Origin of the sequence: Bacteroides sp. (assembly GCF_028690125.1) — a bacterium.
GTDB lineage: Bacteria > Bacteroidota > Bacteroidia > Bacteroidales > Bacteroidaceae > Bacteroides.
In genome coordinates this window covers 20,099-34,216 of the sequence record NZ_JAQVBV010000044.1, presented here as the reverse complement: position 1 = coordinate 34,216, position 14,118 = coordinate 20,099, and the positions used below count along the sequence as shown (strand labels likewise).

Genomic DNA, 14,118 nt, shown 5'->3' with positions numbered 1-14,118 from the left:
GTAAAGTGATATTGACTATATTTGCAATGCAGTTTACTACTGCAAAGAGATTATTAACTTATTGAATAAACCTATATTGATTTATTGAGTTCATGTAAACCAATATGTAAACCAAAGACTTATTGAGATTTAGTTGAAACTATCGCTTGTCTTGTAAGTGTTTGATATATAGGAATCTGTGAGGGCTTTAGGATGCTCGAAAGGTGGAATGCAAGAAGGACTTAAAATCCTTTGGCTATTGTAGCTGTGCGGGTTCAAGTCCCGCTTCGAGTACTTGAGAAATCCCTGTAAGTCAATGATTTACGGGGCTTTTGCTTTAATGTACTTCTTCTGTTTTCTACACTAAATTTCCTTGATTTTATTGGTTATTCGCTATAAAGTTAAACCGAAAGTTAAACCAAGAGTTAAACCAGAATCGCAATGAAAGCAACTGCTAATGTGTTGTGCTACAGGTTTAAAACTCTTAGTAATGGTGAGCATCCAATCATGCTTCGTGTCTGTAAAGGTGGCAAAAAGAAGTATATTAGTCTTGGAATCTCTGTTAGTCCTAACTATTGGGAATTTGAGAAGAACAAGCTTAAACGAAATTGCCCTAATCGAGAGCAGATACTAAAGGCAATTAAGAACCTTATTGAAAATTTGAAAGAAAAATAGTACTATTTAGAAAGTAAAAAGAAGAACGTTGTTGATTTTTAAGTTTTATCGGATCAGTCCGAAAACCCTGTGGGTATGTTAAATTATCGGAGTGCTTATGTTTTTTGTGATGTGATAATATCCTTTTATAAAACACTATAGATCAATCAATAATTTGCTTTATTTATATACTGATTGCATCGATGATTTACGGTTATGATTTGTCACCCACATACTTTTTGACTTGATCCTATATTTTGCTCTCTGCACCGCTGGATTTCATCGTTCTCAAGGTCTCGTGCCATCCAGCGATAAGATATTCGGAGTTCATCGATTGATTCATAGAAAAGCTTCTTTACATGAAACCGGTCATTTGTCATAGTGGCATTAGGAAAAGCTGATTGGACAATCCTCATCATGGTCGGTGAGAGATCTAAAGTAACCTCTTTCACCGTCTTACGCTTAGATACATGGATCATTTCAAGAACCTTGATGACATCTTCAGACTTTGTACCACGTATCATGGTCACAAGTGTACCTTTGCCGCCATGTCCCGCACGGTTAGTGACCACAGTATATAATTCTCCGCAGTTCAAAGAAGTCTCGTCAATACAAAGGCTAGGACCTATGTTCTGTTTGAACAGGACATACTCTGAGGCATGCTCCAACTGATCCCACTGTCTGTATGCGCTGATAAACTCCTTGTACTGTGAAGTCTACTGTTTCCTGTTTACCCCGTAAACATCTCTTATGGAGCTTATGCTGGCAACGGTAGTTTCAATCTTCTTCTTTTAAAAAAGAAACGAACTCTGGAGTCAGTTTTGTCCCTTCGGCTGTAAGGTCATCATAGGTATAGCAAAAGGTTTCACCCGTAGCTTTGTCATACCAGCGACAACGCCTTACGTGAAGCTAGACGGGCTTGCCACGCAGAGAAAAATCCTGAATTCATCTGTAAAACTATGTGATATAACAGTACCGCTCTTGTAATCAGAACGCTCCATATAATTTTTCTCCTCAAGCCAAACTTCAATTTTGGCAGAGTCGTCATCCCAACCGGAAATGTCGAAATACTCCATTAAAACTTCAGGGAGATTACTCGTAGTAAATTATGCAAGCTGCGATTGGATTTCATTTCATTCGGCTTTTGTTAATTTGACCGCAAAGATAGCGTACTTTTACTTATCTACATAAACCACCCACACGGTTTTCGGATTGATCCGTTTATAACATATGGCTCAAAATGTAGAATTGTGAGAGTAACTTAAAATAGAAATCTCTACTTTTAGAAATTTTGAATCATTTGGAACTTCTAAATAAGAATCTTAATTTCTGAAATATTAAAAACAGATCATAAAATACAAAGAATGGACCTTGTAATAATTAATATAAATGCGTTATTTTGTAATGTTTTTTATTATTGTGAATAATTAAATAATTGTATAAGAAAATTATGAAGAAAAGTTTACTGTGTTTATTGGTGTTCGTTTGCTCTATGAGCTTGTTTACAGCTTGTAATGATGACGATAATAATGATGGAGGTAAAGCTCCTCAATTAGCGAAGGATATTGCTGGAACTTATAATGGAGAATTGTCTGTGGTATCATTAGAAGCAAAAGCTTCCAGGCAGCAGGCTTTCATAACTCCGGTTGGAGCAAATGATGTAACTCTAGAACTTAAAAATATCTCTATTAATATGGTGGTAGAAGATGCTCCCGTATCAATAGAAATAGATGATTTGTCATTTCCTAATGTAATGGTTGAAGGTGATAATGCTTTGGTACAATTAAAAGAATCCAAAGTGACTGTACAACATGCGACTTTCGGAGAAATGGAGATTACAGCAGCAGGTACTGTGGCGTCACAAAAATTAGATGTGAATTTCTCTGTAAAAGTTAAGGATTCAGATGGAAACAGTCGAAATATTGGAGTTGTTTTTGCTGGAGAAAAGCTAAGTTCTGAAGTAGATAAAAAGGATTATGCTCAAGAGTTAGCAGGATGGTATGCACGAAAAGAACTTATTATCACTGGAATAGATTTAGAAGCTAAATGGCCGACAGATGGTATAGAAGTTGTTTATAACAAATATAATCAAATCTCTATTAAACCTTTTTATATAAGTTTCCCATGGTCTTCTAATAATACCAGACAGATTGAAATTAAATCTGCAAGATTAATAAAAACTGCAACAGGTGTGGAGATTGAAGAAATCCACCAGGCTTTGACTGATAAAAGAGGCGATGCAACATTGGATTTCTCTGGTAAGTTTGAAAATGGAGGATTGGCTTTGAATATGACCATTACTAATGAGGAGAATACAGCTCATTATGTATTTACAGCTGATCAAAAACAAACGGGGGCTGTAATAGAAAAAATGACAATTAGCGGAGATGTTGTGACATTACAACCAGAGATTAGTGAAATAGAGAGTAACAAAGCTAATATTGTTTTTTATGTTAAGGAAGGCACAACTGGTGATAAATTGTCGTTAGTACCTGAGTTTAAAATTTCATCAGGAGCTACCATCTACTATGGCGATGCACCTTATGTAAAAGGTACATCAATCGATTTTTCTACCGAACAAAAGTTTAAGGTAACCGCTGAAAGTGGAAAGACCACTGTTATATACACGGTAAAAACAGCAGTCTTACAGGATAATTTTTCATTTGTGACTAACTTTAATGGAGAATGGATAGTGAAGAGTTACAATAATCAAGGTAAGATATTATTTGACGAACCGGGAGCGGGATGGTCTACTTCTAATGAAGGAGTTGCTTATATAAAAGGAATGGATTTTATTCTACATTGTTATTCTCCTGATAAACCGAATGCAGTGACTATCTCTGATGAAAGTATAACAGGTAAGGCTGCTCGTTTGGAGTCTTTAGATACAACGGGTAAGTTTGCTTTTATCACTTCTGTTCCTAAAGTAACTTCCGGTTCTGTATTTACAGGAACTTTTGTAGTGGATCCAGTTAATACGTTGAAAAGTACTAAGTTTGGTTATCCTTGTCTCAAAAAACCTGTTGCTTTCAAAGGTTCTTATAAATTTAAAGCTGGAGAAACGTATTATCATTGTCCTGATCCTTCTCAAGCTCATGTATTTGAGAAAGATGAAACGAAAAAAGATTTACCAGCTATGAATGCTGTATTGTATGAAGTAAGTAGCTATGCCTTTGACTTCTTGGATGGCACAAACTTATTGACTTCTGATAAAGTAGTGGCAGTTGCTTCAGTAGATGGTAAAGAACAAGCAACATATACTGACTTTAATGTAAACTTTACATTTAAAGAAGGTAAGAGTTTTGATCCTGCTAAGAAGTATAAATTAGCTGTTGTTTGTTCTTCAAGTAAAGATGGGGACAAATTTAGCGGTGCTCCGGGTAGTGTACTTTATGTTGATGATTTAGCAGTTACTTTTTAAAGTATTAGATCTTTTTTGTCAGGGTAGCAGGTTACCTTGACAGAAAAGATTCTAGAATATGAAGAGTAAATCTTGTTAATATGGAAATAATGCAGTTACTTTGCTGCGATTTTGAATATTAAAAAAGAGATTTTATTCACTAAATGTTTGAGAATTATGAAGAAGAATTTATTGTATTTGTTAATGTTGGTTTGCTCAGTTAGTTTGTTTACTTCTTGTGGCGATGACGATGATGACAAAGTAAATGTAGCAGGTACTTATGCTGGAAATCTGGCGGTTGCAATCAATGGAGGAAGCCCAATTTCTTCATCGCAGAATATTGAATTAACAAGTCCGGCTGAAGGTAAGATCAATTTTATATTGAAGAATTTTATTCTTCAATCAGATGCAACTGGTGGAGAAGGTACTTTACCTGTTGGAAATATTAAAATTACCGATATTGACTTAGTAGGCAATGGTGGTAATTTTACATTTATGAAAAAAGTTGAGAAGCTTAAAATAGAGGCTGGAGATCAGGCAGGTATTGAATGGGTAGGACCTGGATTATCTGATGCAGGTATTCCTGTAACTTTAAGTGGTACTATAACAGGAAATAATATTAAATTAGATATTGATATTCCTTTCACTGAATTTTTGAAAATTGCAGTTCAGTTTTCTGGAACTAAGAAATAATTTGAAGATATTATTCAGACAATAAAAAAGAGACTGTAATTACAGTCTCTTTTTTATTGTCTGAAAATGTTCTCGTCTTTTAGAATGCATATCCGAATCCTATATTTAAATAAATAGGATACATGGCGAACGAAATAGTATCAAAATCCTTTTTGAAGATATCATTTAGTCCCCATGTTAAGTCAGCATATACATTCAGATGTTTGAATGCTTTCCATTCACCGCCTAACTGCATTCCCCACTGGAATTTACGCAGATTATCAGAAAAGTCATAAGTAGCAATGCTTTCACCGGTGAAATCGACTCTTGAACCGGTTTCGTCTGGGGTACGTAAATGGCCTTGATATACATGACCGGAGAAATTGCGCTCAATCAGATAAGAAACATATGGTCCTGCTGTGACTTTCCAGCGGCTACTGATTCTATAGTTTGCCAATACCGGGACAGTGAGATAGGAGTTTTTAACCTTCGTATTTACACCTCCTGTCCATAAACCTTTTAATTCCCCACCATTAGTATTGAAAATCTTCATACCATAGTTTTTAACAGTGGCTTCCGTAGTCATATTTTTATTTTCGAGCCGTATACCTACTGTCATTCCCCATTTTTTCTGTTCGTCAAACCATTTTGTTGCATTTCCTTCTATCGAAATAGCTATGCCAGGGGCATAGCTGTCAATGCTACGTATCTCTTTGGGCAGCGGGAGCGGTGCCATACCACCAATATTAAATCCGGCTTTTATGCTATATTCCCATCCGTGTAAATATGAATAGACGATGCCTTGGTTTCTCTCGCTTTGGGCTTTCATGCCTTGTGATAAGAAAAGCAATAAGCAGGAGATAGTGAATATCTTATAGATTGTTTTCATTTTTATGTGTAGTTAATAGATTATTATTGCTGTTCTCTAGATATAAGTTTCACTTCGTCAATGTAGAGTGTACTTCCTATAGCCCCTTCGAATTTAGCTCCATCTACGCTTGAAGAGAATACGATAGCAAGTTTATAAATACCTTTTTGCAGCTTGTTAGGTTCAATCGATTTTCCTGGCATTAATTCAAAGTCAAGGGTAAATGGTTGCCATGTTTCGGTTTCAGACCAATAAGTATCCGATGCTTTTCTTGCTAACATCACAATATTAGGCGAATTTAAAGAGTTAGAACCATCAAGAAAACTAACATTATCATCAGTTTCGTATAATATTGCATAAATATCGCAATGATCCTGTTTTCCGTCTACTATTTGCCCATTGGCAGTGAACTTATCTCCGGCTTTGTATTTATAATGTCCTTCCAATTTTTCCGGGTAGTAGAAGAAAGGAAAACCAAAATGAGTGGCTCCCATTGCATCATGAAGCGCATTTGTTTTGTCAAACGATCCAATGAATAAGTTTCCGGCTGCAAGTGGCATACCTACCATCGCACCAAAACTTCCGGTACTCTTTGTTTCCAGTTTCAGAGATTTCCCTCTGCCATCCCATCCTCCGTTTACTTGTACAGTAGGATATTCTGTCGGATTTTTGGCCATTGCTGTCAGATTATATCCGGGATTTCCGCTAGCCCATTCCATGCGGCGGATAACGTGTTCTCCATCCGTTTCTTCGCTGTTGTTTTGTTCATAGAATACATGGAAAGGATTTTCCGAGCTTAGTGTCTCAAAATGATAAGTATCGGGCATTTCTGTTTGCCAGAGTGTGATAAGATAAGTCGCTTCGAAAGCTTTGTCTTCAGAAACCACTTTAAATTCTCTTGGATTTTTATCTTTAAAATTATACAAAGAAGTGGAGATGTTGTCTCCACTTTGTGGAACTGACGGGGCAATGTTCGCTCCAACAGGAAGCTGGAATTTGATATTTACTTTTGTAAGGTCAGCAGCTTTAGAAACGTACACTTGAATGGTAAAGTTCTCAGAATCAATGCTTGCTTGTTGTACGTCATCACCAGTACAAGCATCTATAGCTGCCTCTGAGTTAAGCGCTTCCTCTTGTATGCAGGAGGATACTGCACAGGCAAGTATGAAACAGGCTACTAAAGTCTTAATTTTCATGTGATTTAATCTTTATAGTTACTAATTCAGTCTTTTTTTATAAAACTTGGTTGCAAAGTTAAGTTTCTTTTTTGAAATGAAACGTTTTAATGCATATAATAAAACATTTTATAACGACTGACAGTGACAATCCCCGTGTCTTTTGTATGTTCAATTTGCATCTTATTTAGCAGACACAAAAGAGGATGTCACAAGACATCCTCTTCTTATTTTCTATGTACTTTTTAAAACTTAGGAAATCCTACTACTGATAATCCGCATAGCTGCCGTGTAGCATTCACATGGAACCATAATTTGAATGCAATTAAGGCCTTTGTCTTTCATTGAGGCTTCAATATAGGCTGCATTCAAGAGTCTTTTTACACTAGCTACTTCCCACGGGCTGCCAGTGAAAACATTTACTTGGGAAATCTTTCTACTCGTAATCATCTCTTTTTTGTGTTTTGGTTTTTACTGCCGCAAATATAAAAGAGGAAATTGATTAAAAGGAGAAATAATGCTTCATATAAGGACACATTTGAGTCAAATTGACATAATGACCAATATTTGCTATAAATGGGCGTATTTGTTGCATTGACAAAAAAATCCTTCTTAATACAACTTTACGAAGTATTTAAGGAGGATTTATCGATGAATTGGTTGTTTTTTATCTACTTCTCATCATTTTTACGAATTTCTACCCGGCGGATTTTGCCACTGATAGTTTTCGGAAGTTCGTCTACAAACTCAATTACACGTGGATATTTATAAGGAGCAGTTATCTTTTTTACATGATTCTGTAATTCTTTGATTAGTTCTTCTCCGGCACGCGTCTTATAATCTTTAGACAATACAATTGTTGCTTTCACTACTTGTCCCCGTATTTCATCAGGTACTCCGGTGATGGCACATTCTACTACTGCAGGATGAGTCATCAAAGCGCTTTCTACTTCGAACGGACCGATACGGTAGCCGGAACTCTTGATAACGTCGTCCGCACGACCTACGAACCATAAATATCCATCTTCATCTTTCCAAGCAACATCGCCTGTATAATAGATGCCATCGTGCCATGCTTCGTGAGTACGCTCAGCGTCCCGATAATATTCTTTAAAGAGTCCCAGAGGTTTACCTTTACATGTTCGTATCACAATCTGCCCTTGTTCTCCATCTTCGACAGAACGGCCTTCGTAGTCAATCAGGTCTACATCATATTGTGGGTTTGGCAATCCCATACTTCCCGGTTTTGGTTCCATCCAAGGCATAGTTGCAACAGTTAATGTAGTTTCTGTCTGTCCGAAACCTTCCATTAATTTGATACCTGTTAGTTTTTTAAAGGTTTCAAATACTGCCGGATTCAAAGCTTCTCCTGCGATGGTACAGTATTTAAGAGAAGATAGATCATATTTTGTTAGATCTTCATGAATCAGAAAACGGAAAATAGTAGGAGGTGCACAAAGCGAAGTGACATGATAGTCATGAATCTTCTGCAAGATATCTCCCGGGGTGAATTTTTCATGGTCATATACAAATATATTTGCCCCGGCAATCCATTGTCCATAGAGTTTTCCCCATACAGCTTTCCCCCAACCGGTGTCGGCGATGGTGAGATGAAGACTATCTTCGTTCAGGTTGTGCCAGAAACTACCGGTAACGATATGACCTAACGGATAAGTAAAATCGTGTGCTACCATTTTAGGTTCACCGGTGGTACCGGAAGTGAAATACATCAATGAGATATCATCATTTGTATTCGCATGATTAGGGCGAACAAACGGTGCGGCATTTTCAATTCCCTTATGGAAATCGTCGAATCCTTCGGGGATTTCGGGACCGACACTAACCAATTGTTTTACACTGGGACAAGCAGGTAGCGCATCCTTTATATGTTGTAAGATGATACCTTCTCCGGCAGCTACGACCATTTTGATATCAGCAGCGTTGCAACGGTATACAATGTCTTTTTTCGTCAGCAGATGAGTTGCCGGGATAACAGTTGCGCCCAGTTTGTGAAGTGCAATGATACTGAACCAGAATTCAAAACGGCGTTTGAGGATTAACATAACCATGTCTCCACGACCGATACCAAGACTTTGGAAGTAAGACGCCGTCATGTCGGTGTAACGTTTCATATCAGCGAAGGAAAATTGCTGGCATTCACCTTTGTCGTTAGTCCAAAGCAAAGCATTCTTGTCGGGGTGTTCGGTAGCCCAGGCATCTACTACGTCATAACCGAAGTTAAAGTTCTCCGGGACGTTTATTTTCAGATTCTTGATAAAGTCCTCTTGTGAGGTAAAAGTAGTCTGTTCTAAAAATCTTTCTACCATAACTTTTGGAATTAAGAATTATGAATTATAAATGAAGAATTTTTCCATGCAGCCCATTTGTACAGCGCAACATAATTTTTCATTCCTTATTCTTTATTCTTTATTAAAATATTACATAATTACTGCGAGAAAACGTACTGTTTTACCATCGAGCGCTTTCATGCCATGTGGAAGTTTCGAATTGAAATAAATACTGTCGCCTTGGTTCAGAATGATTTCTTTGCCTTCGATGCTGATAAGCATACGTCCTTCGAGGATAAGGTTGAATTCTTGTCCGCTATGACTGTTGTAATGGACAGGGATATCATCTCCCTTCGGTTCAACTGTTACAATAAACGGATCAGCCCCACGATTCATGAAACCGGAAGCCAGTGACTGATATTTGTAGGCTTTGGTGCGTTCGATACTAATTCCTTTGCCTGCACGTGTTACGAAGTAACTGCTCATTTTAGGCTCTTCTCCGAACATAAGTGCGTCTAATGCAACGTTGTAAGTTCGAGCTATTTTTTGTAGCATACTGACGGAAATATCATAATCTCCAGTTTCTGCCAATCGGTATTCTTCTGCAGATATGTCACAGTCGCGGGCAATGTCTTCGGATGTAAGTTCCAATACATCACGTAATCCGCGGAGACGTTCTGCTATCTGTTTAATTTGGTCATTCATATTATTGAGTGATTAGTGATTTAATTTATGTCTCATTATTTAGATGCTAGCATTGCTTTAATGATCGCGGAAGTGAAACCGTTATGTTCCAATTCATTGATTCCTTTGATTGTAATTCCTCCCGGAGTAGTCACTTTATCTATTTCCACGCTGGGATGTGTATCATTATTCAGAATCAATGCGGCAGCCCCTTGCACTGATTGAGCTATCATTTCCATTGCATCTTTGGGGCGAAGTCCCATCTCGATACCAGCTTGCATACCAGCCTGAATATATTTCAATACGTATGCGATTCCACAAGAAGCTAGTGAAGTAGCGGCACCCATTTTATCTTCTGGGATAAGCATTGCCATTCCCATCTCATTGAAAAGTTGGAGAATGAATTTATTTTGTTCATCAGTTGTATTGCGTGCCGCAATCAGAGTCATACTTTCCAGTTCGCTGATAGCTGTATTGGGGATAACACGGAACATCGGCATTTCCGGTGATACGACGTAGTGCGATAATTCTTCAAAACTGATGCCGGCAGCTACAGATACGAGTATCTGTTTACTTTTGACTTTCAGTTCGCTCACCACTGAATTGATCAGCCAGGGCTTTATGGCTAAAATAATTATATCTGCACCGGCTATAGCTTCCACATTGTTATGAGTAGTTGCGATTGACGGGAATTCTTTTTTCAATTGTTCAAGTTTGCCGGCAGTAGGGTTAGAAACAATAATATTTGAATCGTCTATCAAACTACCTTTTGCCAGTCCACGGGCGATAGATCCTCCCATGTTCCCTGCACCGATAATAGCTATTTTCATATACACATCTATTTAATGAATTGTTACTGACAAAGGTAACGGTAAATTGTGAAAAAACAAAAAGCAGCCTGTTAAGAAATGAATTTCTGGAGTAGGCTGCTTTTATAGTTTGCTATTTATTAATCAAATGAAAGGTCAGAGTACCTTTTTAAAGCGGGCAAGAAACTCGTCCGCTTCCTCTCTGTTGAGGCAGAGAGGGGGAAGTAAACGAAGTACATTTGTTCCACTGGCACCGGTAAATACGTGCTCGTCATAAATGAGCCGGCTACGCAATTCTTTGATTGGTTTGTCAAACTCAAGTCCGATCATCAAACCTCGTCCGCGTACTTCTTTGATTTGAGGGAATTTTTTCAGTTCTTCCAACAAATAGTTGCCGACTTTAGCTGCATTTTCTACCAGGTTTTCCTGTTCGATAATGTCGATTACGGCAAGAGCCGCAGCACATGCAAGGTGGTTACCTCCGAATGTCGTTCCCAGTTGTCCGTATACAGGTGTAAACATCGGACTGATCAATACTCCTGCCATCGGGAATCCGTTTCCGATACCTTTTGCAACTGTGATGATGTCCGGTCGAACACCTGTATATTGATGAGCAAAGAACTTTCCACTACGTCCGTATCCACTTTGAATTTCATCCAGAATCAGGATAGTACCTGTTTCGGTACAGGCTTTGCGGAGTTCCTGCATAAACTCGTTAGTTGGTATTTTAATTCCTCCTACTCCTTGTATTCCTTCAATAATAGCGGCACATATATCACCTTTTGCCAGTTCCTGCTTCATCGCTTCGATGTCGTTCAGCGGAAGGTAAGTCACATGGTTGTTGTTGTTAATTGGAGCAATGATAGAAGGATTATTTGTTGCTTCTACTGCCAATGAGGTACGTCCGTGGAACGCTTTACTAAAGGAAACGATCTTCGTGCGTCCGTTATGGAAGGAAGCAAGTTTCAAAGCATTTTCATTTGCTTCGGCACCACTGTTGATTAAGAAGAAACTATAGTCTTCGTAACCGGAAAGTTTGCCAAGGCGTTCAGCAACTTGCTGCTGAAGCTTATTTATAACTGAGTTTGAGTAGAAACCAAGTGTTGCTACTTGATTACTTATCATCTCCACATAGTGGGGATGCGCGTGTCCTACAGAAATAACGGCATGACCTCCGTAAAGGTCCAGATATTCTGTCCCGTTTTCATCCCATACTTTACAGCCTTTTCCTTTGACTATATTGATGTTATATAAAGGATATACGTCGAATAATTTCATAATTCTTCTATTTTATTGATATTGTAAATCAGAACTATCTGTCATAATCATTCAGATGTCATCAGCTAGACTATCTGTTATTCAGGTCAAAGCGAAGAATGACTGATACTATTGCTTTAAGAGTATTCATTCTTCATTAAAAAGCGCTTGGCTTTAATTTCAATCCAACGGTTTCTTCCAGATTGAACATCAGGTTCATGTTATGAACTGCCTGTCCGCTTGCACCTTTCAGCAAGTTGTCGATACAGGAGATAATCAACAGTTTGTCGCCATGCTTCTCTAAATGTATCAGACACTTATTTGTGTTTACCACTTGTTTCAGGTCGATATTTTTATCGGCAATGTGTACAAATGAATCTTTAGCATAATACTCTTGGTACATACGAACGATTTCTTCGAGAGCAACTTTTGTTTTAATTACAAGGGTGGCAAATATACCACGTGGGAAGTCACCCCGGTACGGAATAAAGTCGATTTCTGAGTCGAAACTGCTCTGCAATTGTTTCAGAGATTGTTTGATCTCAGGTACGTGCTGATGTTCAAAAGCTTTATATATGCTGATATTATTATTTCTCCAACTGAAATGACTGGTAGCACCCGGTTTTACACCTGCACCAGTACTTCCGGTGATGGCGTTTACCATTATGTCGTCTGTAAGCATCAGGTTTTTGGCAAGCGGCAGCAGTCCTAACTGAATGCACGTTGCAAAACAACCGGGGTTGGCTACATACTTTGCTGTACAGGTAGCTCGGCGGTTCAGTTCCGGCAGACCGTAAATGAAATCATGGTTGTCGTTCTTTATACGGTAGTCCATAGAAAGGTCGATGATTCTTAAGTCTTCCGGTATAGTATGGCTTTCCATAAATTTCTTTGTATCTCCGTGGGCAGTGCAGAAGAAAAGAACATCAATCTCGTCCAATGGTAGTTGGTCGGTGAATTTCATATCTGTTTCTCCGTAAAGTCCTTCGTGTACATCGGTAATTCTGTTGCCTGCATTGCTGCTGCTATTGACAAATACGATTTCAGTTTCCGGATGGTTGAGCAACAAGCGGATTAATTCGCCTGCTGTATATCCTGCACCACCAATGATTCCTGCTTTAATCATATTTCTTCGTCTTTATGATTGTTATAATATACACGTAATGGAGTAGAGGTTACCTTGATAAAGCCTTTGGCATCTTCGGCTGTCCAACCTTTCTGCATTTCGCCATATTCTCCGAATTTCGTTTTCACAAGGTCGTCTTTTGATTCTACACCAACGGTAGAGAAAGACAATGGACGGAGTTCGAGGATTGCTGTTCCGTTTACATTACGTTGGCTTTCCTGAAGCATGGCTTCGATGTCGCGCATGACAGGTTCTAGGTATTGGCTTTCATGTAGGAACATACCATACCAGTTGGCTACCTGATCTTTCCAGTACTGTTGCCATTTACTTAATGTGTATTTTTCCAGAAAACGGTGAGCACCGATAATCAACATCGGGGCAGCAGCTTCAAAACCTACACGGCCTTTAATACCAATGATTGTATCACCTACGTGCATATCGCGTCCGATACCATAAGCCGCACCAATTTCTTCTACCTTTTGGATAGCTTTTATCGGATCATCAAATTTCTCGTCATTGACAGCTTTCAACTCTCCCTTTTCGAAAGTCAAGCGAAGTTGTTCACTACCTTCCTTTTCTACATGCTTGAGGTAAGCACTTTCCGGAAGTCCTTGTGCTGAGTCAAGAATCTCACCTCCACAGATGGAAGTACCCCATAATCCTACATTGTAGGAATATTTCAGTTTGGTGAAGTCTGCGCTGAAACCATGTTTATTCAGATAATCTATTTCTTCTTGACGGCTTAGTGCCATATCACGAGTCAATGTGATAATTTCTACGTTTGGGGCCAATACAAGGAAAGTCATATCGAAACGAATTTGGTCGTTACCTGCACCGGTAGAACCGTGTGCTACTGCATCCGCACCTATTTCATTGGCATAACGTGCGATAGCCAGACCTTGGAAAATACGTTCCGAACTGACAGAAATCGGGTATGTACCATTACGCAACACATTTCCGAAAACCATGTATTTCAGACTTTTTTCGTAATATTCCTGAGTAACGTCCAATGTAACATATTTTACAGCTCCCAGTTTGTAGGCGTTTTCTTCATTTGTTTTCAGTTGCTCTGCGCTGAAACCACCTGTATTGGCACAAGCTGCATAAACTTCGTAACCTTTTTCTTTAGCGAGGTACATAACAGTGAACGATGTGTCAAGCCCGCCGCTGAATGCCACCACTACTTTTTTCTTTTTTTCTTCCATA

General features: G+C 38.5%; 13 protein-coding genes and 1 tRNA gene. 4 read left to right on the top strand and 10 right to left on the bottom strand.

The genetic code is table 11. The annotated features are described in order from the left end of the window. Window positions 1–194 precede the first annotated feature (194 nt). Both PHO71_RS21330 and PHO71_RS21325 read left to right on the top strand, forming a co-directional pair. A tRNA-OTHER gene (locus PHO71_RS21330) sits at window positions 195–273 on the top strand. 147 nt (window positions 274–420) lie between these two features. Beyond that, complete coding sequence (locus PHO71_RS21325; RefSeq protein ID WP_300207275.1) at window positions 421–654, top strand: Arm DNA-binding domain-containing protein; 234 nt, start codon at window positions 421–423, stop codon at window positions 652–654. Between the two features lie 203 nt (window positions 655–857). Here the strand turns inward: PHO71_RS21325 and PHO71_RS21320 are convergent, their stop codons facing one another. Continuing rightward, entirely contained in the window at window positions 858–1,301 is a 444-nt protein-coding gene (locus PHO71_RS21320; protein ID WP_300207274.1) for a transposase, read from the bottom strand. Between the two features lie 782 nt (window positions 1,302–2,083). Between PHO71_RS21320 and PHO71_RS21315 the strand changes: the two genes are divergently transcribed. Further along, complete coding sequence (locus PHO71_RS21315) at window positions 2,084–4,054, top strand: PCMD domain-containing protein (protein WP_300207272.1); 1,971 nt, start codon at window positions 2,084–2,086, stop codon at window positions 4,052–4,054. A 156-nt stretch (window positions 4,055–4,210) separates the two neighbouring features. Then, the gene (locus PHO71_RS21310; RefSeq protein ID WP_300207269.1) at window positions 4,211–4,726 is read left to right on the top strand and encodes a calycin-like domain-containing protein; all 516 of its coding nucleotides are present in this window, start codon (window positions 4,211–4,213) and stop codon (window positions 4,724–4,726) included. A gap of 79 nt (window positions 4,727–4,805) precedes the next feature. Here the strand turns inward: PHO71_RS21310 and PHO71_RS21305 are convergent, their stop codons facing one another. From PHO71_RS21305 to PHO71_RS21265, 9 genes are all read right to left on the bottom strand, one after another. Next, window positions 4,806–5,594: a porin family protein gene (locus PHO71_RS21305; RefSeq protein WP_300207266.1), complete on the bottom strand. Its 789-nt coding sequence runs from the start codon at window positions 5,592–5,594 to the stop codon at window positions 4,806–4,808. Window positions 5,595–5,617: 23 nt separating this feature from the next. Further along, window positions 5,618–6,769 (bottom strand): PCMD domain-containing protein, encoded by a 1,152-nt coding sequence (locus tag PHO71_RS21300; protein WP_300207263.1) that lies wholly within the window; start codon window positions 6,767–6,769, stop codon window positions 5,618–5,620. A 231-nt stretch (window positions 6,770–7,000) separates the two neighbouring features. After that, entirely contained in the window at window positions 7,001–7,198 is a 198-nt protein-coding gene (locus PHO71_RS21295) for a DUF2007-related protein (protein ID WP_148373046.1), read from the bottom strand. Window positions 7,199–7,419: 221 nt separating this feature from the next. Next, window positions 7,420–9,075: an AMP-binding protein gene (locus PHO71_RS21290; RefSeq protein WP_300207261.1), complete on the bottom strand. Its 1,656-nt coding sequence runs from the start codon at window positions 9,073–9,075 to the stop codon at window positions 7,420–7,422. A gap of 111 nt (window positions 9,076–9,186) precedes the next feature. Beyond that, entirely contained in the window at window positions 9,187–9,741 is a 555-nt protein-coding gene (locus PHO71_RS21285; protein WP_300207258.1) for a helix-turn-helix domain-containing protein, read from the bottom strand. A gap of 35 nt (window positions 9,742–9,776) precedes the next feature. Continuing rightward, the gene (gene proC, locus PHO71_RS21280) at window positions 9,777–10,550 is read right to left on the bottom strand and encodes a pyrroline-5-carboxylate reductase (protein ID WP_300207255.1); all 774 of its coding nucleotides are present in this window, start codon (window positions 10,548–10,550) and stop codon (window positions 9,777–9,779) included. A 135-nt stretch (window positions 10,551–10,685) separates the two neighbouring features. Then, the gene (locus PHO71_RS21275) at window positions 10,686–11,807 is read right to left on the bottom strand and encodes an aspartate aminotransferase family protein (protein ID WP_300207252.1); all 1,122 of its coding nucleotides are present in this window, start codon (window positions 11,805–11,807) and stop codon (window positions 10,686–10,688) included. 136 nt (window positions 11,808–11,943) lie between these two features. Continuing rightward, a complete protein-coding gene (gene argC, locus PHO71_RS21270; RefSeq protein ID WP_300207250.1) occupies window positions 11,944–12,912 on the bottom strand; it encodes an N-acetyl-gamma-glutamyl-phosphate reductase in 969 nt (322 codons plus the stop codon). Further along, window positions 12,909–14,117: an argininosuccinate synthase domain-containing protein gene (locus tag PHO71_RS21265; protein WP_300207247.1), complete on the bottom strand. Its 1,209-nt coding sequence runs from the start codon at window positions 14,115–14,117 to the stop codon at window positions 12,909–12,911. The genes argC and PHO71_RS21265 overlap by 4 nt, the downstream gene beginning before the upstream one ends. Window position 14,118: the final 1 nt, after the last annotated feature.

Excerpts from the sequence above, each read along its gene's own strand:
- PHO71_RS21325 (WP_300207275.1), top strand. The coding sequence starts at position 421 with ATGAAAGCAACTGCTAATGTGTTGTGCTACAGGTTTAAAACTCTTAGT.
- PHO71_RS21315 (WP_300207272.1), top strand. The coding sequence starts at position 2,084 with ATGAAGAAAAGTTTACTGTGTTTATTGGTGTTCGTTTGCTCTATGAGC.
- PHO71_RS21310 (WP_300207269.1), top strand. The coding sequence starts at position 4,211 with ATGAAGAAGAATTTATTGTATTTGTTAATGTTGGTTTGCTCAGTTAGT.
- PHO71_RS21305 (WP_300207266.1), bottom strand. The coding sequence starts at position 5,594 with ATGAAAACAATCTATAAGATATTCACTATCTCCTGCTTATTGCTTTTC.
- PHO71_RS21300 (WP_300207263.1), bottom strand. The coding sequence starts at position 6,769 with ATGAAAATTAAGACTTTAGTAGCCTGTTTCATACTTGCCTGTGCAGTA.
- PHO71_RS21295 (WP_148373046.1), bottom strand. The coding sequence starts at position 7,198 with ATGATTACGAGTAGAAAGATTTCCCAAGTAAATGTTTTCACTGGCAGC.
- PHO71_RS21290 (WP_300207261.1), bottom strand. The coding sequence starts at position 9,075 with ATGGTAGAAAGATTTTTAGAACAGACTACTTTTACCTCACAAGAGGAC.
- PHO71_RS21285 (WP_300207258.1), bottom strand. The coding sequence starts at position 9,741 with ATGAATGACCAAATTAAACAGATAGCAGAACGTCTCCGCGGATTACGT.
- proC (WP_300207255.1), bottom strand. The coding sequence starts at position 10,550 with ATGAAAATAGCTATTATCGGTGCAGGGAACATGGGAGGATCTATCGCC.
- PHO71_RS21275 (WP_300207252.1), bottom strand. The coding sequence starts at position 11,807 with ATGAAATTATTCGACGTATATCCTTTATATAACATCAATATAGTCAAA.
- argC (WP_300207250.1), bottom strand. The coding sequence starts at position 12,912 with ATGATTAAAGCAGGAATCATTGGTGGTGCAGGATATACAGCAGGCGAA.
- PHO71_RS21265 (WP_300207247.1), bottom strand. The coding sequence starts at position 14,117 with ATGGAAGAAAAAAAGAAAAAAGTAGTGGTGGCATTCAGCGGCGGGCTT.